Raw genomic sequence first — 24,507 nt, forward strand, 5'->3', positions numbered from 1 at the left:
GGGGAAGAAGAACGCATCAGCCGAGACTGAATTTCTATGACTAAACGTACCTTCGGTGTTATCGGACTAGCTGTCATGGGAGAAAATCTCGCTCTCAATGTGGAGAGTCGGGGTTTTCCTATCGCTGTTTACAATCGCACCGCCAGCAAAACTCAAGAATTTATGGAAACTCGCGCCGTCGGCAAAGATGTCAAGGCGGCCTATAGTTTAGAAGAATTCGTCCAAATTTTAGAGCGTCCCCGCAAAATTCTGGTCATGGTCAAAGCTGGCCCGCCGGTGGATGCCGTGATTGAACAATTAAAACCCCTTCTCGAAGAAGGAGATATGATTATCGATGGCGGTAACTCCCTCTATGAGGACACGGAAAGACGCACCCGCGACCTAGAATCAACCACTAAACTGGGTTTTGTCGGTATGGGAGTCAGTGGTGGCGAAGAAGGCGCTCTGCACGGTCCTTCCCTGATGCCGGGGGGTACAGAGTTCGCCTATCGGGAATTAGAGCCGATTTTAACCAAAATTGCCGCCCAAGTCGATGATGGTCCCTGTGTCACCTATGTGGGATCTGGTGGTGCGGGCCATTATGTGAAAATGGTTCACAATGGCATCGAGTACGGCGATATGCAGTTAATTGCCGAAGCCTACGATGTGCTGAAAAATGGTCTAGGACTAAGCAATCAGCAGTTACAGGAAACTTTCGCCGAGTGGAACCGCACCGATGAGCTTAATTCTTATTTAATTGAAATTACCGCCGATATCTTTAAGTGTGTTGACCCAGAAACCGGTCATCATCTGGTAGATTTAATCTTGGATTCGGCGGGACAAAAGGGAACCGGACGCTGGACTGTGTTAAGTTCCTTAGAGTTGGGGGTGCCAATTCCGACCATTTATGCTGCGGTTAATGCTCGCGTGATGTCCGCTTATAAGGATGAACGGGTGGCAGCCGCAAAAGAGTTACCCGGACCTGGGGAAACCTATCCGGGGGATGCGGCACTATTTGTGGATAAGGTGCGTGATGCTCTTTACTGCTCGAAAATGTGTTCCTATGCCCAAGGTATGGCTTTAATCGCTAAAGCTTCTCAGGAGTTTAACTATAATATCAGTCTGCCGGAATCGGCCCGGATATGGAAGGGCGGCTGTATTATTCGGGCCAGTTTCTTGGATAAAATTCGCAAGGCTTTTGCGGAAAATCCGGGCCTGCCGAATTTGTTGTTAGCACCGGAATTTAAGCAAAGTATCCTCGATCGCCAAGAGGCCTGGCGTGAGGTGTTAGTCTTAGCTAATAAGTTGGGAATTCCTGTCCCGGCTTTTAGTTCTTCTTTGGACTATTTTGATAGTTATCGTCGGGCCAATTTACCGCAAAATCTCACCCAAGCACAACGGGATTATTTTGGCGCTCATACCTATGAACGTACCGATAAACCCAGAGGTGAGTTTTTCCATACGGAATGGATGACTGAATCCTAAAGCTATCTAATATTTTCTCCCCTTTTTATTTCCAGTAAAAAGGGGAGATTTTTTTGCGATATTTTTCTGATTAAGAGTTAACTATCGGTCAAGAAATTGGTAGGGATACCAAATCAGTTTTTAATGGGATAATGGCTTTAAAAGTCAGACAGAGGAATAATTCCACAGGCTTGAATTTTGCTGAAAACGAGGTGAAGTTGCCACAATAACCAATTGCCAACTCTCCAGAAAGCCACGGAGTTTTGATGATCAGAAACCTCGGCAGATGGATCACCAAGATTTTCCTCAAAAATCAACCAATGAACCGGTAAATGACCGAGGGGAGAATTCGGCTCTAATTGAAAGTTTAGTTGCTCATAATTGAGCCATTTACCTTCCTTCCGCCAACCTAGGCGATCGCCAAGTTTCTTTTGGGTTTCATAATCCACTAAACCACCGAGACTAGAGAAAATGGCCTGCTGAATACTAAACCCGAAATGACCATTACTATAATGCAGCCAAAGTTGATCAATTTTTTTCAGTTCCGAACAAGGTAATTGAGCAATATCTTGAGGATAAACCTCATTCCAGTAGGTTCTACCCAAAATTTTTAATAGTAGTTTGGTTGTTTGGCGATCAGCCGCTTGCCACTGTTGCTTTATTAGCAAATCTTGTAATTGATTATAATCAAGATCGGCCGATTCTTGAGTTAAGATATTTGGGGAAGTCGCGGGATTTTTAGAACTAGAAGATTTGTCAAGATTGTTTTGAGTGAATTGAGAGACAACTATTGCTAGGGGAGTTTTTGGGATAGCGTCTTTTTGACAAGCCTCTTGTTCTGCTAAATGATCAGATAATTTATTGATGGTTTTTTCTAGGGAAATGAATTGTGCTGACCATTCACTTTCATTGAATAAGTAATCATTAAATTGATCAGAGGAAAAAGCCTCTTTTAACCTTGCTTCTTTCTCGTAACCAGTCGCTAGAAAATTTAGCAAAAACTCAGAACTTATGCTGGAATCTGACGTTTCTAAGAGATCAGGCTGAGGTTGAAAAATATTGTCTACCAAATACTTAATTTCTCCAACCGTTGCATAAAATTCTTCGTCCACCTTAATGACTTCTTCTATTAATAATTGAAAAGGAGCAAAATAGTCCTGTAGGTAGTTTTCAAAATTAATCGCATTTTGGGCAAGATCAGCAATTTCTTGGCGAACTCGTTGAGATTTGAGTTGATAATGATTTAATTCCTCATAAATTTTGAGTTCTTGAATAATTGCTTGCACAATTTTTTTCTGCTTTTGAGTATCCTCGGCTAATTTCTGAACTCCTTCCCCTAGTAATTTAGTTTTTCTCAACATCAAAAAAGATGTTTTTCCCAGTAGCAAAATTGCCCGAAAATTTTCCTGTTTTTCTAGCTTGAGTTGATTGAGAATATTTTGATTATTATTATTTTTAATCTCTAACTTTATTCTCTCGTAGTCTAAGATTTTTAATTCTTGATATTTTTGGGAAAATAAAATTTTGAGATTGTCACTGAGTTGGAGTAAAAAACGATAATATCCGTCTTGATAGATTTCTAGCCCGTTAATTAATAAATTATAGTCTTTAATTAATAACTGAGTCTCAATCAAGATTTCTTGTTGAGTAATTTTTTCTTTTCGTTTAATAATCTTACCAAAATAGTAATGGTAGCGAACTCCTTCTTGAATTAATTTCCGACGTTCCTTGATGATTTTCTGAAAATTCTTTAAGTATCTATTTTTAAAAACAGGAATTTGATAGCTTTGCTCATAAATGGCAATTTTTTTATAGGTCATCAGATGTGGAGAGTTCCTATTTAGCATAGCTATCTTAGACCAAAAAATTCCTCAGTACTTAGCAATAATCATCCGCTGCTCCCAGCTATTACAAGAGGGAGCAATACCTAATTAAACATTCTCAACTTCAACAACAACTGGTTCATTTTCAACAACTGGTTCATTTTCAACAACTGGTTCATTTTCAATAACTGGTTCCTTTTCAATAACAACTGTTTGAGGACTTTCAGGAGTTGGCTCAGTTACCGTTTCTTGCTGCTTTACTGTCTGTTCTTGATGGTCAGTCAAGTGTTTTTTGGTTTTTAATTTCAGGTCATCAGTCAGAGGTAAAGCATCAATTTCAGCCAAAAGTGTTTCCAGGGATTCTTTTTTACTTCGCTCAGTGTAAAAAGCATTCAGAACCGCTTCAATTCCGTACTGAGCGATCGCATCTCCTAGGACAGTAACCAACCCCATCGCTCCAATACCCATAAAAACTACAAAGGGTTGTCCGAGGGTTAGAATTAGCACGATGACAGCAATAACAGCCGAAGCTAAATAAGCACCTGCCACTTTTTTGATAATGTTATCGAGTTCCATAAAAATCACCTCAAATTTCTAGCGAAGGATTAGTTTAATTCTAAAGCAAGGTTAATCTATCTGTTGATCGCCGTCAAGTAAAGCTTGAAGAAAAGGTTCAAGACTTTTGGGACGATAATCGGAAAAAGCCTTTAATCGTTTTACCACACTGTGATGAACAGTGACAACTTTTGTATTGAAATATCGCCATTGCTCACCTCCCAAGGCCGACAATCCCTTAAGGGTATTATCGAACTTGATGGTGGGGTCTAGTTTAATTGGGAATTCCTCAAATTCAGAGGTGGTTGAGTCAAACTCTAATCCCAATTTTTTGGCTTGATTAATCATCCATTGTAAGGGGTAGTCGGAAAGTCCTTGATATTCTTTTTTGCCACCACCTAGACAGGTATGTTCACCGACAAATAAAACTTCTTTGACAACTTGTTCAGGATTTTCGGGGTTGGCTTTGATCGGAGTGGAAGGGAAGTTTTTCCGTTTTTCATCAATGGCAACAGCATGAAAAGCATTTTGGATAATCGGACTTAATTTTGTGTTACTAAATTCATATTTTTTATGATAAAACTTAGCTAGGGGAAACCAAGGAGTTAAATCAGGAATACCAAAATGACCAACTGTATCCCAACAACCTAACATCTTGATTGGAATACGATCTTGAAAATCTTCCTTTTCTGTCTCAATTTTTTTAGCATTAGCGGCACGAAATTGTTGAGCTTTGGCACTATCGAAACTAACGTTGTGGTCTCGATAGAGTTGATAAGCTAGGGGAATTTCTTTAATCTTAGATCGTTTTAGGATTCCACATTTATCGATAAAACTAGCCAAACAACGAACGATATATGCTCCGCGACTAAAACCTAACAAATAAATTTCATCCTCGCTTTTGGGATTGTAGTTAAGGACAAGAAAACGATAGGCATCTTGAATCATCCGATCGAGTCCCCAGCCAAAAGTTTCATTCCCTAAACTTTTAATAAATTCGTTATCTTCGGCGCTGCCAGAACCTGACAAAAAGACGATTTGAGGGGTTTGATCCTCGGCAATATACTTAATAGATTCGGCGAATTTAACCACGTTGGTGGGGTAAGCACTGCCAGAGTTTTCCCAAGAACCATCACAACAAATAATTAACCGTTTTTTCTGGTTTGAATAAGTCAGTATATCCGGTTGAGAAATTGCCGTTTTAGTAATCTCCTCAATTTCATTACTGGCAAGAGCAGCTTCTGCGGCAATTATAATTGATTCTGAATTATCTTCCCGGGAAGGTTCTTGATTTTCTGCTGGAGCATCCTGTTCAACCACTTCTTCTTCTTCAAGGGAGTTAAAAATTTCGTTGACCATTGTTATCCTTTTCGCACTCCTTCTAGCTTTACTGCTAGTCTGAGTTTTTGACTTAGGGATCGAGGTCGGTTTAGAGGGAAGACTATCTAGTTGCCAGGTTGTCCCATAAAGAATACCATGATTGCTATAACTTGTTTGATCCTCTGCATTGCCATTGAGTGATAAATAAGTGACTAGGCCAAGGTCATCAACTAAGGGAGATTGATACATCGTTTTTTGGATTTCTTCTTGGCTACGCGCTTGATTCCAAACAGAAAATTCGGCGAGACAACCTTGCCAATAATGGGAGAGATTAACAGAGGCTCCCAAGATGATTTTTTCAATCCCCGTTAAGGCACGGTTATGACCGTTCCCACGATGCCAAATGATCCCATTACGATAGATCAACATTCGGCCTGTGGTCGCATTTTTGACAAAGGCCCAATGAGTCCAATCACTATAATCCTTAAGCTTGACTTTTTTTTCAATTCGATCGAAACCTTCTTCATTTCCCGCATCCCAAAAAATTGCAGGTTTCACAGGATCGCCCCAGGGCAAAGTAATATGTAGGACGCGGTTATTCTCGCGATTAACAGCTTCTAAAAGAGTGGTTTCTGTGGATAAATTATTTTCTCCTTTTGCCCAAAATGTAATGGTAATACTCTGATCGATGTCAAGAAATCCCCGGGATAGCTCCATCTGATCATCAATGCCATTAAATTTTAGTACAGAGCGTTGTTCAGCCATTGGTTTTGTAATCACCTAGGGGAGAAAGAGGTAATCAGGGGTTCAGGGACTCTGACTAATAAGAGACTGTCATATCTGTCGCGGTCTTTGTGAACGTTACCACCTAGTTTACCACATTTTAGTTATCTAGCGATATAAGTGAGAAGTTTTCACAAAATTTAGCTTCAATAGCCTCTCATCCCATATTCTCGGTCAATTGTTGTTGGTAGAAACTGGCAGTTAAATTGCTGGCATCGTTAGACAGCCGGCGGGTTTGTCCAGGTTCTGGGGTCGATTCGAGGTCCGGCTATTGGCCTGATTATATCAATCTTTTCCAGCCAGAGAGCTTAAGGTGAGATTTTAAGCCACTTTAAGATTTGAGGATTTTTGTCATAACGATAGGTAAAACCATCGTTGGCTACGATCAAATTTCCGCGACTAGCTTTACTACGAACACTAGAGATCGATAAGTCGGTTAATAGTTTTATCTCTTGATGAGAAAGTCCCTCAAGAGACTGATGTGTTTCTGGGGATTCTGACTCATGATTAATGGTAATATCGGGTTTTACAGAATTGCCATTAGGGGTCTTAGTAAACATTTCTTGCGCTTTCTTAAGGCGATAATTTTCAACAGTCAAGAGTTCCCAACTAGAGTCGGCCGAGAGTTCTAGAACCCATTGATGGTAATTAAAGAGACTTTCTCGATGACCGACACTAATAAAAGTTGTTTTACGAGCTTTTAATTGCTCATATAGAATCCTTTCGTTGACTAAATCTAGGGCGCTGGTTGCTTCATCTAAAATGATAAAACTGGGGGGATTAACTAAGAGCCGAGCAAAGGCTAGACGTTGTTGTTCTCCTAGGGAGAGAATGTTTTCCCAGGGTTTTTCAGAGTCAAATTCATCCACCCGACTTAGGGCGTTTTGTAAATTGACTTGTTGTAATACTGCTTGAATTTCGCTATTAGTTATCTGACGATCAGTCTGAGGATAGAGCAGTTGTTCGCGTAAGGTTCCTAAGATAATGTAGGGACGTTGGGGTAAAAAGAGAATTTCTTCAAGGGGTGGCCGTATTAAACGTCCGGTACCGGAATTCCATAAACCCGCGATCGCTCGTAGGAGGGAACTTTTGCCGCGGCCACTAGGGCCAACAATCAGTAATCCTTCACCGGGTTGAACAGAAAGAGATAGATCTTCGACAATTACCTGCTCATAGTCGGGAGTTTGTAAAGTAACTTTCTCAAAGGCAAAATGATTTTCTTCTATAGTTTTGATCGTGCTGATATTCTCCGGTTGTTGAGTGACGGTTTCTAGGGCAGTCGCAAATTCATTTAAACGTTCAACATAACTAGAAAATCGTCCCGAAATGCCAAATTCAGTGATCAGGTCGCCCAAAGAAGTAGCGAATATATAACAGGCTGTGGAAGCTTGTTCCACCTGTCCATAATCGATCTCACCTCTAATATACAAAGGTCCCAGAATTAAGAAGGGAAATACTTGAATAGCAGCTTGATAGCCCCTAGCAAACAGTTCGTTCCCTCTTTCCCAATCAATTTTATCGAGAGTATCTTCTAATACCTTTTTAAATCTTCGCTGAATGATATTTAATTCTTCTTTCTCTCCCCGAAAAAAAGCGATAGATTCAGCATGATTGCGAACGTGAGTTAACGCATAATTATAATCAGCTTTTGAAGCTAATTGCTTTTCATTGATCTTGATTAATTCTTGATTTAAATAAAGGGCGATAAAATTACCGATGACTGTATAAATAAGTAGCGGAATAGCAATCCGCTCAGAAATCGTCCAAATCACCACTAAAAAGACAAGCATCTTCAGGCTTTTTTCTAGGAAAGATGAGAAAAAGCTAAGAGCATTACTGGTGATCGGTTCAATTTCTTGAGCAATGCGTTGATCGGGATTATCAATATCAGATTTGAAATTAATTTTATAATAGGCACGCTTATGGAAATATTTAGTTAAAACCTGACCATTTAGCCATTCATACCAATCCAAAGCAATTTTTTTGGAAATATTTTTACTGTAACCGACTAGCAGTGTCACCAAGATCAGTCCAATCACATAGGCGATCAATTCCTGATTAAATCTGGCATAGTCTCCCTGTTGTACAATTGCGTCAATCAAGCGACGAATAGCAAAACTATTAAAAAGCGTTACGACTACTAGACCGAGGATTAGAAAAATTAGCAAAAATAGCATTCCCCAGCCACGAATTACCTCGGGAAAGCTTCTTGCTCCTGGTTCGGTGGGATACCAGTAAGGTTGAGTGATCGCCTTGACATCTTTCAAAAATTGGTTAAAAGAAGCAAGTGCATTTTTATTTTCAGCAACTTGGGTTGACATATTTCCAAAAAAAAGGGGTTGACGCTATTGGTAGTCGGGCAGCAGTTGAGCCTCTGCTAGTTTAACATTTTTGTCTCATATTTTTTCCAAGCAAGTAAATAAGTAGAGATCAGGGATAAATCGAGAGGATGACAAACGATGGAGCTATGGGCTAATCCCTCGATAGTTTGACAAGCATCGAAGCAAGGCTTTGTCTGACTAATCATTTTAGCTGATTTTAAAATAATTGGGAACCAAGAACTAACGGCTTTTTCTCCTCCCTGCTCAAAAAGGTAATTTTCAACCATTACTAACCAATTTTTATCGGATACCGCTTCAGTGGCATAACCACAGGCATTAATTAATTCAAAAAATCTCTGCCATGGAATTAATTCAGGATTAACTAAATGAAAGGTTTTTCCTAAAAGTTGCTTTTGCCTTGAGAGATAAACAATAGCTTTACTGGCATAGTCAATGGGAATAATATTGATATCCACATCAAAAGTGGGAAATTTTTCTAATTTAATACATATTTGAATAAACCGAAAAAAGAAATTATTCGATTTTCTATAAATTCCAGTTTTGCTGTCACCCATAATTCTTGTGGGTCGATAAATAGAGACGGGAAAACCTCTTTTTTGAGCTAGGTGTATTAATTTTTCAGCAACCCATTTGCTTTGTTTATAGCCCGTATTTAAACTGGGAGAAAATCGAGGAAATTCTGTCTCTCTAATGGGTGTATCTTGTCTATGAGCCTGACTAAAAAAAATGGCCAGTGTCGAGATAAAATGAACTGGTTTAGTTTTTCTTAGTCCGGCTAACTTAAGAATTTCTTGAGTTCCCAAAACATTAACCGCTTTCATTTGATAGTAAGGGGGGATCAGGTCATTTTGTGATCCGTTATGATAAATAACATCAATCTCGTTGGCTAATTGACAAAACTCTTTCTCAGAAAGACCTAACAATGGTTGAGCCAAATCGCCAAGCATTGGGATAATACGAGCATCAAAATGTTGCTGCCAAAGTTGGTAAGATTGGAGGTTTTCTTTTAGTCGCTGTTTACCAGTTTCTACAGTATGACAACGAATTAAACAATAGATATTAGCGGTGGTTTGATCGAGCAGTTCCCTGAGCAAATAAGCCCCTAAAAATCCAGTGGCACCAGTTAAAAAAATTGATTTTGGCTCGTCAAAATTGTCCTTGAGAGGACTGTCAAAACTGATATCAGGATTAAGAATAGCTTCTGTTTTTAAATCTGGAATACATTCTTGATTGCTCATGCTTTGCTAGGACATATCTAATTTAATTTAGGGAGTGGACTTGCTTCAATCAAACTCTGCACAGGCATAGTGTCAATAATTCTATCTATTTGAAATCCAGCACTTGTTAATAGGACTTTTAATTCATTTTCTGAGCGAATTTTTCCTGAATGAAGCATCCATAACTGTAGATCAGCTAAATTGTCTCTCCAATAAATTTTGCGGATAATTCTTTCTGAAATTAATAATCGAGATGTGGAAGGCATATACTGGCGACAGTTTTTGAGAATATCAACAACTTGTCGATCATTCCAACTGAGCAAAACTTGCTTGAGTAAATAAACATCCGCTACGACGGGAACCGATTCAAAAAAATCTCCACTTATCAACTCACAGCGTTCGCTTACCCCTTCCTGTTTCAATAAATTTTTGGCTTTTTCAAGGGAGTATGGCTGTTCAAAAAGTATCCCTTTTATTTGAGGGTAACGTTTTAAGATAGCAGCAATCAGTTTTCCCTGACCGCCACCAATATCTGCCAATACTTCTACGGAGGAAAAGTCATAAGCTTCTAATATTTTAGCTATTTGAAAGGTGGTTATATCATTCATTGATTGATCATAAACTTTATTGAGGCTAGGATTCTCTCGATGGTACTCCTCAATATCAAGACCATACATGGCTTTAAAAGCTCCTTCTCCAGTGGTTAAACTTTGGGTAAAATTGCCCCAACAAGCATAACTTTCTTCTATCTCGGTAATTAGCCAGTTGCGTAAAGTTCCCACTTGATCATCCCTTAGATAAGCCGCTAAGGGAGTATTTTGAAAATAATCCGGTTGATTTTCTTGCAAAATTTCTAAACTGACCAAAGTTCGTAAAAGACGATAGAGAGAATCAGCATGAGTGTTAGTTTCCGTCGCTAATTCTTGATAGTGTTTTGAGCCATCTCCTAACAGATTAAGAATTCCTAATTTTACAGCAGCATAAATACATTGACTGATCTGAAACCCCCTAATCATCAGTAAAACGGTGTCTCTGGGAGATATTTGATTTGGGTTTTCCCCAGGAAGATTAAACATAATTTAATGACCTTTTTGATTGAGCTTACGGATTCCCTAAAAAGGGTATTTTTTGCTAAGAATAAATCCTTGGCTAAATTATTAACGATTTTACCTTACTTGTCAACAATTTTAGGCTTAACTGTATTATTCCCTCAGTTTGACCAGAAACAGCAAAAACGAGAGCTTCTTGATCAATTCTTTGGTCAGGGTGACTTACTGAATTAGCCGCGCCTTTGGAAATAGTAACCGCCGCCAGAGTCCGATAGGATTTAGCTGTTTGTAGCAGACTGTTTTGAGCGATCATCTTTAACACACCTCAACCAATTTTAAAGACTGTTTTACCTGCTTGAAAGTTAACTCTAACTTTTCCACCAATTCATCACATTGACTTTCTGTGATAATAAAGGGTGGCGAAATTAAGATATGGTCTCCATCAACTCCGACACCAGTACCAAACCTCCCTCTGAGGATTAATCCATTTTCTAAGCCTACTTGCATAATTTTTTCAGTAATACCCAGGGAACGAGAAAAAGGTTGATGATTGTCTCGATTTTTAACAAATTCAATTCCTATTAATAATCCTTCCCCCCGAACATCGCCTATGATTGGCTCCCGTTCAGCCAGTTTTTCTAATTGATGTTTGAGGTATTTACCCATCACTGCACATCGTTCTATTAAATTATGTTTAGCCATATAGTTCTGCACAGCTAAAGCCGCAGCGCAACTAATAGGATGACCGGCATAGGTAAACAATGACAGGGGTATATTTTTAGTTGCATTGTCAAATACTTCCCGAACCCGTTGATGAACAATAACTGCACCAATGGGAGCGTACCCGCTGCTTAAGGCTTTCGTGGCTGTAATTATATCGGGAATTGCCGCCCAATGGTCAACCCCAAAGTTTTTACCCGTTCGACCAAAACCTGTGATAACTTCCTCAGAAATCCAAAGAATATCATAGAAATCACAAATTTCTCGCACTTTTTCATAATAGCCAGGAGGCGGAACAATGGCACTCCCGGCACCGCCAATAATCGGTTCAGCCACGAAAGCTGCTATGGTATCTGCTCCTTCTTGTTCGATTATTCTTGCTAGTTCATTAGCACAAGTTAATTCACAACTGGGATAGGTAAGTTTATAGGGACATTGATAACAGTGAGGTGCTTGAATATGGGGAAAATTTAAGAGGTCAAAGGGTGATAAACTTTCTCGCACAAACCTACTACCAGTCATGGCGAGAGTGGCAATTGTATGTCCGTGATAGCTATGCCAACGAGAAATAATTTTGTATTTGCTGGCTTTGCCTCGTAGTTTATGGTAATAAAGAGCTATTTGAAAAGCCATTTCATTAGCTGTTGAACCACTGGTGACAAAACCGACTCTATCCATACCTTCGGGAGCCATTGTTGTCACCACATTAGCTAACTTTTCTTGGGGTTCACTGGTAAATTGAGCCTTATGAATAAAACACAGTTGACGAGCTTGTTCTGCCATGGCATCGGCCACTTCTGTGACACCATGACCGATGGAAATAACATGAGTCCCCCCGATGGCATCTAGATAGGTTTTTCCCTCTGAATCATAAACATAAATACCTTTTCCCGATTCTGCCATTAAACAGGTATTATGCCAACGAGTTGTATTGAAAACGTGGGATTGCTCGGGTTTCATTGATTGACGATTACCTCTAATAAATTTTCAAAATTTGACGCTATCCTAGCGATGGTATCCGCTTCAAACAAATCTTTTTTATACTTCCACCATAGCTTAATAACAGTTCCGGAAGGGGTATTTTTTTTCCAGAACAATACTCCTAAATCTACTCTTGCCATTGATAATTTAAGCGGTATGGGGGTGACATTCAAACCCGATAATTCTAAATGCTCTGTGGGAGCTTTTTGCAAAAAGTCTAAATACACTCTAAAAAAGCGTTTATTTCGCTCTATCGGCGGGTCAAAGGTTTTGGCGATTTGCTCAAAAGGGACATCTTGGTGAGTGATGACAGCAAGCATCTCCTGTTGAACCCGTTTTAATAGCTGGAAAAAGTGGTCATTTTCGCCAAAATCAAGTCTTAAAAGCAAGTGCTTACCAAAATCTCCCATTACAGATGCAAATTGCTGCTGATTGCTATCAATCGCTGGAACGCCGATAACGAGACTTTCCTTCGGAGCGTACTGATGGAGTAAAAGTCCAAAGGTAGTGGCGATGGTGGTAAAAAAAGTCACTTTTTGTTTCTGACTCAAAATTTCTAACTGAGTAGTCAGTTCAGGAGAAATCTCTGTTTCTAGGGTGACTGCCTGGAAGCTTTGCACCTCTGGTAGCGGTCTGTCAGTGGGAAGATTTAAAGGCTGGGGTTCTTGACTTAACCACTGTTGCCAATAGTCGCGCCTTATTTTTAGTCCTTCTTCTGTAAGAGATTGACGTTCGGCAATCACATAATCGCCATACTGTAGGGGTAATTCGGGCAAAGGAGAAGGGTTATCAGAGAGGAAAGTATCGTAGAGAAGGCTCAATTCTGGCATTAATATTTCCGAAGATTGTTCATTGGCCAGCATCATGTGTAAACCGATCAGCAAAATATGAGATGTTTCTGACAATTGTAGTAGATTAACGAACAACCAAGGATCTTTGTCCAGAAAAACTTGTTTTTTGATTTTTTCTGCGGTTATTCTTTCTATTTCTTGCTGTTGTTCTACTTCTGAGCGGTTTCGCAGATCAATAATTTCAAGAGCTATCTTTGTATTGGGATAGACAACCTGCCTTAAAGAACCATTGATTTTTTCTAATTTTGTTCTTAGAATTTCATGGCGACGAATAATCTCATTAAGACTTTTTTCCAAAATAGCTATATTAAGCTTTCCTTCCAGATGGAAGTAGTTAGGTAGATAATAAAAGCTACCTAAATGACGATAATCCCAAAATCGCTCTTGAGCAAAAGAGGGCGGATAATAACGAATTTCGTCGGCAGGTTGGAGATTTGTTGCTTCAATTCTGTTAAATGTTGATGATTTTTCTGACAGACAAGTTACTAATTCAGCAATGGTGGGTGACTGAAATAGGTCAAGCATCTGCAAGTTTTTATTCAACCTTTCTTGGATTCTATTCAATAAAATAATGACCTTGAGAGAATTGCCGCCTAACTCAAAGAAGTTATCATTAATACCGATTGCCTCTAGTTGCAGAACTTCAGACCACAAGTTCGCTAATATTTCTTCTTCTCGATTACGAGGAGCTACAAAATTAGCTTTATTACTGGTTAATATATAACTCGGTTTTGCCAGTTTTGACAAGGCTAGACGGTCTATTTTATCATTAGGCGTAAGGGGCAATTTGTCTAAAATACTGATGGCATTTGGCCTCATATATTCTGGCAATTTGCTTTTAAGAAATTGACCGAGTTCTAATATTAATTGCTGCTTAAATTTAATCTCGATTGGATTATTGGCATAGGTAAATATATCTTCAATAGGAGAACTAATGGGAAAAATTGCTGGTTGGAATGGTGCGGATTTATGGCTAAAAACTAGATCATAATATCCTCTGGCATCGGTGTTAATCCAGCTAATCTCTAGGTGATAAGGTAAGTCCTCCACAAGAGCCATTATCCGATCAATTTCTACCCCATGCTTCGGCTGCTGACCTAGCCACTGGTTTAGTTGCTTAAGTGAGTCGCTTTGATCAGCTTCTTCTAACCATTGTTGAACCTTAACTTCCTTACTCAAACGAGCATTAGGAATACGAGAAATACCTAAATTTCTCGGTTTATCTTCAGTTAAAATGCGTTTAACTTCGGCTAAGTTCAGTTGTTCTTTTTGCCAGTCTAACCAATCAATCTCTGTCAACGGTTCAACGGAACTATTGATAGATAAAATCGCCTCGTAACGAAAGCGAGTTAATTCATTATCATAAACCCCAGTTTTGGGTTTTATTTGCACATGAGTAATTTCAGGAAATTGTTGTTGAAGTGCTAGGAAGAAAAAGGGATGTAATAACAACTCTTCTTCTGCTTGGTGTTTGCGGGTAATTCTTTCTCGCAATTGGCAGGCAAGAACATGATCATTAGCTCGATAAGCTTCTACCGAAGTACAATAGGTTGGCAAAAGGGCTAAATTACGAATATCTCCAACAAGAATATGACCTCCTTTTTTAACCCGTTTAATTAACCCTTCTAAAACTTGCAATAGGTAGGCGGTACTGGGGAAATATTGCAGCACAGAGTTGATGATAATAGTATCAAAACTTTCTGACTCCAACCCCGCTAAATCATCGGCGCTTCGTTCCCACAAAGTTACATGATCTAAACCGCCTATTGTCCGCTGAATTTTCCGAATATGATCTAAAGCAGGACAAGAAAAATCAAGACCTACATACTCGCAACAATCGGGGGCAACTCGAGTTAATAATAATCCCGTACCGCAGCCAACTTCTAAAACTTTTTCTGGGTGTAACTCTTGAATGCTTTCAACGGTTTTATCCACCCATTCGTGCATTTCTTCTTTGGGAATTGGCTGTCCGTCATAACTACTATCCCAACCAATAATATTAAAAGTAAGATCACTTTGAATAGGGGTTTGACTGTCAGTTTGCTGATTAACAGTTTTCCAAAGAGCCAGATATTCTTGTTGAGTTTTTTCCTGTTCTAAGGAATCCTCAGAAGTTAGATGAGGAACGACATAAGCGATTAACTGTTTATCCCCTAATTGATCTTGGCTGAGGATAACCGCCGCCGACTCAATCGCCGAGTGTTGAATCAATACGTTCTCAATTTCTCCTAGTTCTACCCGAAAACCTCTAATCTTAATTTGATTGTCAATGCGTCCTAAGTACTCAATGTCACCATCAGCCAAATAGCGACCCAAATCTCCAGTTTTATAAAGCCGTTCGGAGGGATTGAAAGGGTTATTGATAAAGTTTTCTTGGGTTAATTCTAGCTGATTGAGATAACCTCTCGCTAAACTAATACCAGCAATATATAATTCCCCTTGAGTTCCTTGGGGGACAGGCTGTAAATTCTGATCAAGAATATAGATTTGTGTCTGATTGATGGGACGACCAATAGGGACAGAGGTACAGTTTTCTGTTAATTTATAATTAGATAAATCACAATAGGTTGCTTCGACAGTGGTTTCTGTAGGTCCATAAGCGTTAATTAATTGGGGTACTCGGCGGAGTTTCCCAGTTTGTAGCATTTCTTCTATATATTGCTGCCATAGTTTGAGTTTTTCGGGTAATAAACTTTCTCCACCCACAAATAATGATCGCACCGATTCGGGGAAGGGTTCCTTAGTTCGCGCTAATTCGGTAATTAAAGCCTGCCAAAAAGCTGTGGGTAAATCTAAGATTGTCAGTTGCCATTCTCGACACTTTTGGATAAAGCTAGAAAATGAGCTTAACATCGCCTCAGTTCGCAAAACAACCGTGCCACCAACAGTTAAGCAAGGATAAATTTCCTCGACGGCAACATCAAAACTAATCGAGGCAAATTGTAAAATTCGATCGCTTTGACTGAGATTAGCAGTAGTCTTAACCACTTCAATAAAATTAACCACAGAGCGATGTTCAATCATCACGCCCTTGGGTTTTCCGGTGGAACCTGATGTATAGATAATATAAGCGAGGTTTTCGGGGTTAACTTCAATATCGAGATTTTCTGGCTTTTCTAGGGCAATTAGCCCCCAATCTTCATCCAATTTCAGAATTTTAACTCTCTGATTGTCCCCGAATTTACCGATTAAATAACTGTTGGTGATTATGAGAGATAATTGAGCATCTTGTATCATATAATCCAAGCGCTCCGGGGGATAGTCGGGGTCGAGGGGAACATAAGCACATCCGGCTTTTAGAATAGCCAAAAGGGCCATCACCATTTCCGGGGAACGTTCCACAGATAAACCGACGAGACTTTCCGGTTTTAGCCCATATTTTTGTAAATAATAGGCCAGTTGATTGGCTTTTTGATTTAAGTTTTCATAGCTAATTTGCCGGTTTTCCCCAATCAGTGCCATAGCTTCAGGGGTGCGTTGTACCTGCTGTTCAAATAATTGATGAATAGATTGAGTCATGGGAAATAAAGTAATTTGATTGCACTCAATGGCTATAGTTGGCTTAATTTGCTTGATCCTATTTTCCAAAGCGACGCTCGCGATTTTGAAACCAGTGGATAGCTTCTTCAATATCTGCCGGACTTAGATCGGGAAAGAAGGTATTTGTAAAGTAGAGTTCACTATAACAACTCTGTAGGGGCATAAATCCAGATAACCGACATTCTCCAGAGGTCCGAATAATCAGATCTGGCGGCGGACAAAATTGATCCATTAGCTGATGAGGTTCGATCTCTTCCGGTTTAACCCCCTTTTCTACTAGGCGGCGGACTGCGCGGATTATCTCATCTTCACCACCGTAGTCTAGGGCAAAATTGAAGATGTGACCGGTCATTCCTTTGGTGCTATGCTCTACCTCCTCAACCATAGACAAGAGATTTTCAGGAAGGCGATCTTTTCTACCTAAATGTCGCAACTGTACTGAGTATTCACCCGATAAAGGCAATAAATTGCTGAGAAACTGACTAAAAACATCCATTAAGTTGTCAACTTCGCTATCGGAACGCTTCCAGTTTTCGGTGGAGAACAGCCACAATGTCGCAGCGTAAATTTCCTTATCCCAAAGCGTTTTTAATAGGGAAGGTGCCACCTCTATAAATGCTTTTCTGTGACCTTCTTGGGGAGATAAGCCCTGATTTTTTGCCCATCTTCTGTTACCGTCTGGAATGATGGCAATATGCTTGAGAGGTTTAGTAGAGATGTTGTTAGTCATAAAATTTTTCCTAATAAGGTTGAATTGAGTAGTTTGGCAAACAGAGCGGTATTTAAGTTTCTGGTTTAGAGTGGAGTAGCTTCAATTAAACTCTCTATAGACTGAGTGTCAATAATTTTAGTTATTTGAAAGCCAGCCGTTTCTAATAATACCCTAAATTCAGATTCCGATCGAATTTTTCCTGAACCTAGCATCCATAAATTGAGATCAGCTAAATTATCCTTCCAACGATTTTTGTGCAAAATTCGATCCACGATTAACAATCGAGAGGATGGGTCCATAGCCTGACGACAGTTTTTGAGAATTTCAAGGGCTTTTTGATCATCCCAATTGAGCAGAATTTTCTTCAATAAATAAATGTCTGCTTTAAGGAAAATGGGGTCAAAAAAGCTCCCAGAAATCAAACTACAACGGTCGATCACTCCCTCTTGTGTTAGTAGATATTTCCCCTGCTCAATACAATAGGGTTGTTCAAATAGCACCCCTTGAATCTGGGGATATTTTTGTAAAATAGCAGCCAGAAATTTTCCATATCCTCCACCAATGTCTGCGACAATTTCCCCGACAGAAAAATCATAAGCGGCCAAAATCAGGGGGTTTTGAATTGCAGTTATATCAACCATTGCTTGATCAAAAACTTCAGCTTGATCGGAATTTTGTTGATGAAACTCTTCAATATTGACACCATACATAGACTCAAAAGCACCTTGACCTGTGGTTAAACTTTGAGTAAGATTTCCCCAACTAGCATAACTTTCTTCTATTTCGGCCATCAGAAAATTGCGAACAGTTCCCTGTTGCTTATCTCTTAAATAAGTTGCTAAAGCAGTGTTTTGGAAATAGTTGGGTTGGGTTTCTTCTAAAATCCCCAGACTGGTTAACGTCCGCAAAAAACGATAAAGTAAATCAGCATGAGTATGGGTTTCAGTGGCTAACTCTTGATAAGATTTTGTTCCATCGGCCAACAGATCAACAATTCCTAATTTGGCGGTCGCATAAATACATTGGCTAATCTGAAAACCCCTTATCATCTGCAAGACAGTGTCTCTATCAGACATTTGCCCGGGATTTTCTCGCTGAAGATTAAACATGATTGAATGAGCAAAGTTGAGATGGTTGTTAATGGAATGACTCTGGAGATATTTTTAGACGAAATAACTCTCAGGAAATTTTTCTGTAATCATCATAATCGGTTGCTTCTGAGAGAAAACACGATAGGTACGAGAAAAAAGTTTTTCTTCTGGACTGATTTGAAAATCCTCAGCCAAATCCCCCGCACGCTCTTGAGATAAATCAACGATTTCCTTAAAGGTTTCCATCCGATTTTCTAACCAAAGCTTACCAATGGGTTTTCCTGACTTGATTAACTCGTCTTGAAACTTGGTGTCTAGTCTATCAATAACAATAATAGACTCGGCATAAATTAATTTTTTTTGGCTGACTGTACTGCGAAGAAATATTTTTCTCTTGATAATTTTGCTACCTTTTTCAATATCTAAAACTGGCAAGTCTTCCTCTAAATATACCGCTTCTTCAGACAGTTTAACAATTGACATTTTTTCCAACAAATAAATCTCTAAAATGTCGGTCAGAGTCCCATCGGTTATTAAAATGATTCGCTGGAGTGTGCTTAACTCCGACAGATTAAGAGGAGTTTTGCTAAAACTATTTTTTAACAACTCGATCTTACACCGATTCGCTGGTTTCGCTGGCATCATGACATAATTCCTCAATTTGCTGGATAGATTTAAAGTTAGCCCATCGATGTGCCTAAGCACTCTCTGGATATCGTGCTATAACTAGATAAAAACAACCTTAAGCTTGACAATCTACTAAGTAGGTTGGTCTCATTGAATGTAAGACCCAGTGTGGGCGGTATGCTCCCATTACAGGTGGGTGCAAATCAATGGCACCCACCTACTTAGTTGTTTTGCCGCGGCGCTTTGATTAGATTCCCAACCACCACATATCGGGATCAACGTCTTTTGCCTGGGCTTTGATCACCTCCTTGTGATCTCGGTGCCGGTAGGAAGACTGAGCTTGGTTAGCGGCATAATCCATGATGGCTTCATATTCGGCCTCGTCTTCCGTCGGCCAATACAGAGGAGGAATAAAATTCTGTTGCTTCATCTCTTCTGTATAGATAGAAAAACGACCCGGAACAGTTTTTAACTTAACCATCTGGGTGATCAATTGCGCGTGTAGTTGCCGGAATTTTTCTAAATATTCTGGTTTACCCGCAACATTGGTTTTTTCCAGAGGGTCATTGACTAGGTCGTACATTTCGTACTCGTAATTAGTCCCCTCGTCGTTAAAGTAAACAGAATATTTCCACTCTTTGGTGCGGATAGTACGGATACGTCGGGGAATGGTTTTGAAAAACCGGGGAGGCAGCGTACCATCATCAAAAGTAAAATGAATGGCATCGCGGACTTCCTGATGGGGATTGGTGAATAAAGGCGTTAGGTCACAACCCTGAAAGGCAAACTGGAACAGATCATACACCCCAGCAAATTTAGCCAGAGTTGGCACTATATCCAAGGTCGTGGCAAAGGAATCGGTACTAACGGCGTTGGGGAACAGATTCGGGTTAGAAATAATCAGAGGAACCCGAAGCACTTCCTCGTAGGCATTGAAAGGCTTTTCTCGCTGACGGTCGTGGGCCAGGCACATTTCCCCATGGTCGGAAGTCCGCACGATTAAGGTATCGTCAATTAATCCCTTAGCTTCAAGGGCATTCAGCACTTCATTGATTTGGTTATCTGCCAGTTTTTTCAGATAGCCGTAGAAGTTAACAAACATCTGCTGAACTTGCTGACTATTGGTAGCGAATTGACCATCTTTTAGTTCTGGTAAATCTTCATACCACACCTTTTCGTCGCTCAGTTCTAAGCGTCGCGCTTCCTTGATCCGTTTTAAGCGTTGATCTTCCTTGACTTGACAGCCTTGTTTAAAAATTTCTTGGACGCTTGGTTTAAAGGATAGATCCTCGAAGACAGTTTCGGGAATGGGAAGATTAAAATCTTTAAAGTCCTCTAGGGAATAGCCAGCATCTTTCTCAAAGGTAGGAGCCACATGAATATCATGGGGATTGACCAAAGACACCACCAAGCAAAAAGGACCGTCCTCGGATTTGTAATTTTCAATAAATTCGAGAACCCCTTGTTCTTCCCGGGGAATGGCCTTGTCAATTCTATCCAAGATCTTTTGCTTTTTCGCTTCCTTTTTCTCCGGGGAAAGTCCACTAAAAGCTCCGCGTCCTTCCTTGGCATCTTGCTCAATGACTTTTTTGACCCCTTCTACACCCCGTAGATAGCGTTCATCATTGTAAAAAGTTCCTTTGCCAAACTTGGTTAAATCACTGCGGGCAACTCCCGCATCAATCGGAGTCCAGCCATCGAAACCGTAGGACTGTTTCATGTATTCGATGTCTTCGCTTGACCACTTATCGGTGTCACTCTTGGGAACGCTCAAGTGCCATTTGCCCTTCCAATAGACCTTATAACCGGCCGCCTTCAGAACCCGAGCTAGGTTCACCTGGGTGGGACTAAGAAGCTTTTGTTCTAGGGATTGTCCGTAGCTATCCTCATAGCGGTTGATAATATCGGAAAAAGGCTCGGCAATGGTGTTGATGACACCGTGTTGATTGGGATAGGTACTGGTGAGCAGAGTAGCCCGACTGGGAGAGCAGGCCACCGTTACCGTGAACATTTTGTTGAAGGTCAGCCCGTTCTTTTTCAGTCGTTTCAGGGCCGGTAGATGCTCATCTTCAAAGCTTTGCGGCCAGCGTTCAGCAACGGCGGCACTGTCCTGGTCAGTGAGGAAAATGACAATATTGGGTTTAGAGGCTTTGGGAGTTAAGGGGAGTTGTTCTTGCTGCCAAGTTGCCCCGTTAATTGTGCCATTACTGCCCTTACCGGTTTTGTCAGTGACGATATTACCTGAACCTTCATTAAGAGGCCAATAGCCCACCAGGCCTGGTTCATTGCCTAGCAGCCGATAATTCATTGATTTTTTAATGTCTTCCGCGGACCGTGCTTGGTTCCAAACCTGCACTTCCCCGATTTGGCCGGCAAATAAATAGTCTGGGTTTCTTTCTGTCGCTCCTGCTCCAATCCGTAAGGGAGATTTCTTATTCAGACTGATTTTGGTAGCCACGGGTCCGCCAGCTAGTTGCCAATTGACATAGAGTCTCATGTTGTTGCCATCGTAGGTGGCGGCTAAATGGGTCCAGGTTCCCAGCACAACATCTGGACCGGTTACGGTCACCCAATTACCGCCATTGCCGGTCCAAAACTGCCATTTGTTGTTTTCCCCGGCATAGAGGATGTATCCCCCCTGCGGGCTGTCGGTTCTGCTAGTGATCGGCGATCGCCATTGACCCTGTTTTCCCGTTACTTTAGCCCAACAGGACACGGTAAACTGTTCCGGGTTCAGTTGAGCATTGTAAGGAACTTCCACATAATTTCTTTGTCCATCAAAGGACAAAACATTGGACAAAACATTTTGTTGAGCAGACATAAAACCGATCCTTTCTTTACTTAGGGGTTAATTCAATTCAAGGCAACCAACTTAGTTGATGTGATCAAAGACGAAGAAGAAATCAGAGCAAAAAATGTTGAAATCGAATCATTGAACTAAGGGAAGTCATTATTCTGCAATTTCAATTTTTTGAGGGGAACCAATATCCTCAGACACAACCTCCGCCGACTCTATTTGCTGTTTGAGCTTCAGTTTCAGTCCTTGCGTAATCGGTAAACCTTCAACTTCTTTGATTAAGTCTTCCTGAGCTTCCTGTTTACGACGATCTTTATAGATAGCGGCAAGAACCGCTTCAATTCCATAGTTCGTCAAGGCATCTCCCACAACAGTGGTTAGGCCAAGCAGTCCTAATCCGCCGAGAACGCCAAGGGGACCCCCTAAAGCTGCCAAAGCGAAGGCAATGGGATAAGTGGTAGCTCCCGAGGTGGATACCGTGACCACGAGAATTACGCCTGGGAGTCCCAAAGAACCAATTCTCTTGGCTACTTCGTCCAAAGAAACCCCCCAGGATGCCAGTTTTTTGCTGATTTCACCCGGGGCAGCCTTTAGTTTTTTGCTGATTTCCTCCCAAGAAAATTCCGAAGCGGCAGCTTGTCCGTTAACATTCTGGGATGAAGATTCATCAGCGGCAGCTTGTTCGTTAACTTCGTCCATGAGAAACTCCTAAAAATCAATCTTCCGGAGTCTAACATACTTTGACCGAGGGATAAACCTATTTAAAAAATCCTTGACAATTCGTAAATATTCTGATTGACTGGTAGCATTTGAAATGCCTAGACAGCAGACCAACGGCCGACAAAATTGACCAATTATCAATAGCGTTTGAGCTGGGTTTGCCCTGATTTCTCCTGCCACTACGCCACTCCCCATGTAACCTTCCATACCAATGTAAATGTTGAACAGCTTATTTATAGCCCGCATCCCCTCTCTAGACTCGTATCAGTCCAACGTGCTTACCGATGGATGTTTAACCTATTCTTGGCAAGATGTTGGGGAAATATTTGACAATTTGTCAAGCTTTTTCAGGCAAGAAAAAATCGATCATTCAGACTGCTTGTCCCTGGAATGTGAAAATTCTCTTCCCAGTGCTTTAACTCTGTTATTTCTGTTAGAAAAGGGCTATAGTTTCTTTTTGCAGCCTCAGTCAAACTCGTCCCCTATTACTCCTGAATTTTGTCGCTATTGTCTCACTCCCAAACTAGAAAAAACTGACAATTTAGATCAGATTAGCAATTGGCTAAAAATTACCGAAAATCATCAATATAAAACTATTGATGACAAGGGTAAAAGGCTGTATATGAGGACTTCTGGGAGTACAGGAACACCAAAAATAGTGGTTCATTCTCAGAACAAATTGCTAGAAAATGTGCTTAACTGTGTGGAAAGATTGAGATTAAATTCAGAGGCGAGAGTAGCGATTCCAGTACCGATTTATCATCTCTATGGTTTAGGGGCTGCTTTTCTCCCTAGTGTGGCTGTTGGAGCCTCTATTGATTTACAGAAAGGTGCTAACCTTTTACGCTATCTTCAGAGAGAAAAAGACTTTAATCCTAATATTGCTTTTATGACTCCTAGCTTTTGTGAAACCTTAGTTAAAGGCAGAAAATCAGCCAGAGAGTATAAATTAACAGTGGTTGCGGGAGATCTGATCAAAGAAAACACTTTTATTAAATATGAAGAGAATTTCGGCCCCCTAGTTAAGTTATATGGCAGCACCGAAATGGGGGTAATTGCCGCAGGTAGTCCCCAAGAAGAATTATCCCTCCGTTGTCAAACGGTCGGTTTACCTATGCCAGGTGTCCGATTGCGTATTAATAAATCTTTAAACTCGGAAATGTCAGAAGTTGGGGAAATTTGCTGTCAGCATCCCCTAGGTTTTGATGGTTATGTTGATCCGGCAGGAGTGCCGCTGATGTCAACAAATTCCGATGATTGGTTCCCTACTAAAGACTTAGGTAAGCTACATTTAGACGGTCATCTAGAAGTTTGGGGAAGATGCGATCGCAGTATTAACCGGGATGGTCTATTGGTCTTGTTTTCTGACATCGAGAAAAATATGGAAACCCTAGATGCAATTGAAGCGGTTGCGGTTCAATGCCATGGAGAGAGTCAAAGAGGCAAAGGTATAGTCGCTTTTTGTGTCTTGACAAAAGGGAGTCATCTGTCTGAGAATGAAATCAGAGAATTGTGCTTTGATATACTACCGAAAAGAGCGATTCCAGACCGCATTGTCACTTTGAAAACCTTACCGATGTTACCCAACGGGAAGATCGACCATCAGCAATTAGTCAGTTTTTTACCCAAAGCTTAGAAAATGGCGACAAATATTTTAAATCAACTCAAGACAATTATTGCCGAACAACTGGATGTCAATCTCAAAATCGAGGAAATTGACGAAACCGCCTCCCTATTTGAAGACGGGTTAGGATTGGATTCCATCGCAGTAGTTGAATTAATTGCTTTGACCGAACAGCATTTCGAGGTTGAGTTTGCGGAATCGGATTTAAATCTAGAATCCTTTAGCAATCTTAACGTTTTAGCTAGTTGTATTGCCCAGAAAATACCGGCAAGTGAACAATTAACGGTCACAGCTTGATCTAGAGTTAATGCA

17 protein-coding genes are annotated in these 24,507 nt (G+C 40.4%); 4 read left to right on the forward strand and 13 right to left on the reverse strand.

What is annotated here, in order from left to right; genetic code table 11:
* Positions 1–36 precede the first annotated feature (36 nt).
* On the forward strand, positions 37–1,464 hold the full coding sequence (gene gnd / locus ACQY1X_RS00180; RefSeq protein WP_008203150.1) for a decarboxylating NADP(+)-dependent phosphogluconate dehydrogenase: 1,428 nt from the start codon (positions 37–39) through the stop codon (positions 1,462–1,464).
* Between the two features lie 137 nt (positions 1,465–1,601).
* Here gnd and ACQY1X_RS00185 read toward each other — a convergent pair whose 3' ends face one another.
* The 6 genes from ACQY1X_RS00185 to ACQY1X_RS00210 form a co-directional block, all read right to left on the reverse strand.
* Positions 1,602–3,263 (reverse strand): GUN4 domain-containing protein, encoded by a 1,662-nt coding sequence (locus ACQY1X_RS00185; protein WP_430015247.1) that lies wholly within the window; start codon positions 3,261–3,263, stop codon positions 1,602–1,604.
* A gap of 111 nt (positions 3,264–3,374) precedes the next feature.
* Positions 3,375–3,842, reverse strand: a complete 468-nt coding sequence (locus ACQY1X_RS00190; RefSeq protein ID WP_002738405.1) for a hypothetical protein — start codon at positions 3,840–3,842, stop codon at positions 3,375–3,377.
* A gap of 51 nt (positions 3,843–3,893) precedes the next feature.
* Complete coding sequence (locus ACQY1X_RS00195) at positions 3,894–5,906, reverse strand: phospholipase effector Tle1 domain-containing protein (RefSeq protein WP_287636896.1); 2,013 nt, start codon at positions 5,904–5,906, stop codon at positions 3,894–3,896.
* Between the two features lie 326 nt (positions 5,907–6,232).
* Positions 6,233–8,245, reverse strand: a complete 2,013-nt coding sequence (locus ACQY1X_RS00200; RefSeq protein ID WP_002738357.1) for an ABC transporter ATP-binding protein/permease — start codon at positions 8,243–8,245, stop codon at positions 6,233–6,235.
* A 56-nt stretch (positions 8,246–8,301) separates the two neighbouring features.
* A complete protein-coding gene (locus ACQY1X_RS00205) occupies positions 8,302–9,504 on the reverse strand; it encodes a thioester reductase domain-containing protein (protein ID WP_430015248.1) in 1,203 nt (400 codons plus the stop codon).
* Between the two features lie 17 nt (positions 9,505–9,521).
* Positions 9,522–10,559, reverse strand: coding sequence for a methyltransferase (locus ACQY1X_RS00210; RefSeq protein WP_272072100.1), 1,038 nt, complete (start codon positions 10,557–10,559; stop codon positions 9,522–9,524).
* A 6-nt stretch (positions 10,560–10,565) separates the two neighbouring features.
* On the opposite strand from ACQY1X_RS00210, the gene ACQY1X_RS00215 reads away from it, so the two are divergent.
* Entirely contained in the window at positions 10,566–10,766 is a 201-nt protein-coding gene (locus tag ACQY1X_RS00215) for a hypothetical protein (protein WP_184891219.1), read from the forward strand.
* An 81-nt stretch (positions 10,767–10,847) separates the two neighbouring features.
* Here the strand turns inward: ACQY1X_RS00215 and ACQY1X_RS00220 are convergent, their stop codons facing one another.
* The 7 genes from ACQY1X_RS00220 to ACQY1X_RS00250 form a co-directional block, all read right to left on the reverse strand.
* Positions 10,848–12,212: an aspartate aminotransferase family protein gene (locus tag ACQY1X_RS00220; RefSeq protein ID WP_430013724.1), complete on the reverse strand. Its 1,365-nt coding sequence runs from the start codon at positions 12,210–12,212 to the stop codon at positions 10,848–10,850.
* Entirely contained in the window at positions 12,209–16,603 is a 4,395-nt protein-coding gene (locus tag ACQY1X_RS00225; protein ID WP_430015249.1) for an amino acid adenylation domain-containing protein, read from the reverse strand. The genes ACQY1X_RS00220 and ACQY1X_RS00225 overlap by 4 nt, the downstream gene beginning before the upstream one ends.
* Before the next feature lie 58 nt (positions 16,604–16,661).
* Complete coding sequence (gene uppS / locus ACQY1X_RS00230) at positions 16,662–17,354, reverse strand: polyprenyl diphosphate synthase (protein ID WP_430015250.1); 693 nt, start codon at positions 17,352–17,354, stop codon at positions 16,662–16,664.
* Between the two features lie 65 nt (positions 17,355–17,419).
* Positions 17,420–18,412, reverse strand: a complete 993-nt coding sequence (locus ACQY1X_RS00235; RefSeq protein WP_238560467.1) for an acetylserotonin O-methyltransferase — start codon at positions 18,410–18,412, stop codon at positions 17,420–17,422.
* 87 nt (positions 18,413–18,499) lie between these two features.
* Positions 18,500–19,072: a chorismate--pyruvate lyase family protein gene (locus ACQY1X_RS00240; RefSeq protein WP_002738782.1), complete on the reverse strand. Its 573-nt coding sequence runs from the start codon at positions 19,070–19,072 to the stop codon at positions 18,500–18,502.
* 229 nt (positions 19,073–19,301) lie between these two features.
* Positions 19,302–21,875, reverse strand: coding sequence for a sulfatase-like hydrolase/transferase (locus ACQY1X_RS00245; protein WP_430015251.1), 2,574 nt, complete (start codon positions 21,873–21,875; stop codon positions 19,302–19,304).
* Between the two features lie 129 nt (positions 21,876–22,004).
* Positions 22,005–22,550 carry a hypothetical protein gene (locus tag ACQY1X_RS00250; protein WP_430015252.1) on the reverse strand — a complete coding sequence of 182 codons (546 nt, stop codon included), beginning with the start codon at positions 22,548–22,550 and terminating at the stop codon, positions 22,005–22,007.
* Positions 22,551–22,845: 295 nt separating this feature from the next.
* Here ACQY1X_RS00250 and ACQY1X_RS00255 point away from each other — a divergent pair, with 295 nt between their 5' ends.
* A complete protein-coding gene (locus tag ACQY1X_RS00255; protein WP_430015253.1) occupies positions 22,846–24,207 on the forward strand; it encodes an AMP-binding protein in 1,362 nt (453 codons plus the stop codon).
* A 3-nt stretch (positions 24,208–24,210) separates the two neighbouring features.
* Complete coding sequence (locus tag ACQY1X_RS00260) at positions 24,211–24,492, forward strand: acyl carrier protein (RefSeq protein ID WP_287636888.1); 282 nt, start codon at positions 24,211–24,213, stop codon at positions 24,490–24,492.
* The last annotated feature ends 15 nt before the right edge of the window (positions 24,493–24,507 follow it).

Source organism: Microcystis protocystis FBCC-A270, assembly GCF_050500235.1.
GTDB lineage: Bacteria > Cyanobacteriota > Cyanobacteriia > Cyanobacteriales > Microcystaceae > Microcystis > Microcystis ichthyoblabe_A.

Coding starts and splice junctions, on each gene's coding strand:
- gnd (WP_008203150.1), top strand. CDS start 37: ATGACTAAACGTACCTTCGGTGTTATCGGACTAGCTGTCATGGGAGAA.
- ACQY1X_RS00185 (WP_430015247.1), bottom strand. CDS start 3,263: ATGACCTATAAAAAAATTGCCATTTATGAGCAAAGCTATCAAATTCCT.
- ACQY1X_RS00190 (WP_002738405.1), bottom strand. CDS start 3,842: ATGGAACTCGATAACATTATCAAAAAAGTGGCAGGTGCTTATTTAGCT.
- ACQY1X_RS00195 (WP_287636896.1), bottom strand. CDS start 5,906: ATGGCTGAACAACGCTCTGTACTAAAATTTAATGGCATTGATGATCAG.
- ACQY1X_RS00200 (WP_002738357.1), bottom strand. CDS start 8,245: ATGTCAACCCAAGTTGCTGAAAATAAAAATGCACTTGCTTCTTTTAAC.
- ACQY1X_RS00205 (WP_430015248.1), bottom strand. CDS start 9,504: ATGAGCAATCAAGAATGTATTCCAGATTTAAAAACAGAAGCTATTCTT.
- ACQY1X_RS00210 (WP_272072100.1), bottom strand. CDS start 10,559: ATGTTTAATCTTCCTGGGGAAAACCCAAATCAAATATCTCCCAGAGAC.
- ACQY1X_RS00215 (WP_184891219.1), top strand. CDS start 10,566: ATGACCTTTTTGATTGAGCTTACGGATTCCCTAAAAAGGGTATTTTTT.
- ACQY1X_RS00220 (WP_430013724.1), bottom strand. CDS start 12,212: ATGAAACCCGAGCAATCCCACGTTTTCAATACAACTCGTTGGCATAAT.
- ACQY1X_RS00225 (WP_430015249.1), bottom strand. CDS start 16,603: ATGACTCAATCTATTCATCAATTATTTGAACAGCAGGTACAACGCACC.
- uppS (WP_430015250.1), bottom strand. CDS start 17,354: ATGACTAACAACATCTCTACTAAACCTCTCAAGCATATTGCCATCATT.
- ACQY1X_RS00235 (WP_238560467.1), bottom strand. CDS start 18,412: ATGTCTGATAGAGACACTGTCTTGCAGATGATAAGGGGTTTTCAGATT.
- ACQY1X_RS00240 (WP_002738782.1), bottom strand. CDS start 19,072: ATGATGCCAGCGAAACCAGCGAATCGGTGTAAGATCGAGTTGTTAAAA.
- ACQY1X_RS00245 (WP_430015251.1), bottom strand. CDS start 21,875: ATGTCTGCTCAACAAAATGTTTTGTCCAATGTTTTGTCCTTTGATGGA.
- ACQY1X_RS00250 (WP_430015252.1), bottom strand. CDS start 22,550: ATGGACGAAGTTAACGAACAAGCTGCCGCTGATGAATCTTCATCCCAG.
- ACQY1X_RS00260 (WP_287636888.1), top strand. CDS start 24,211: ATGGCGACAAATATTTTAAATCAACTCAAGACAATTATTGCCGAACAA.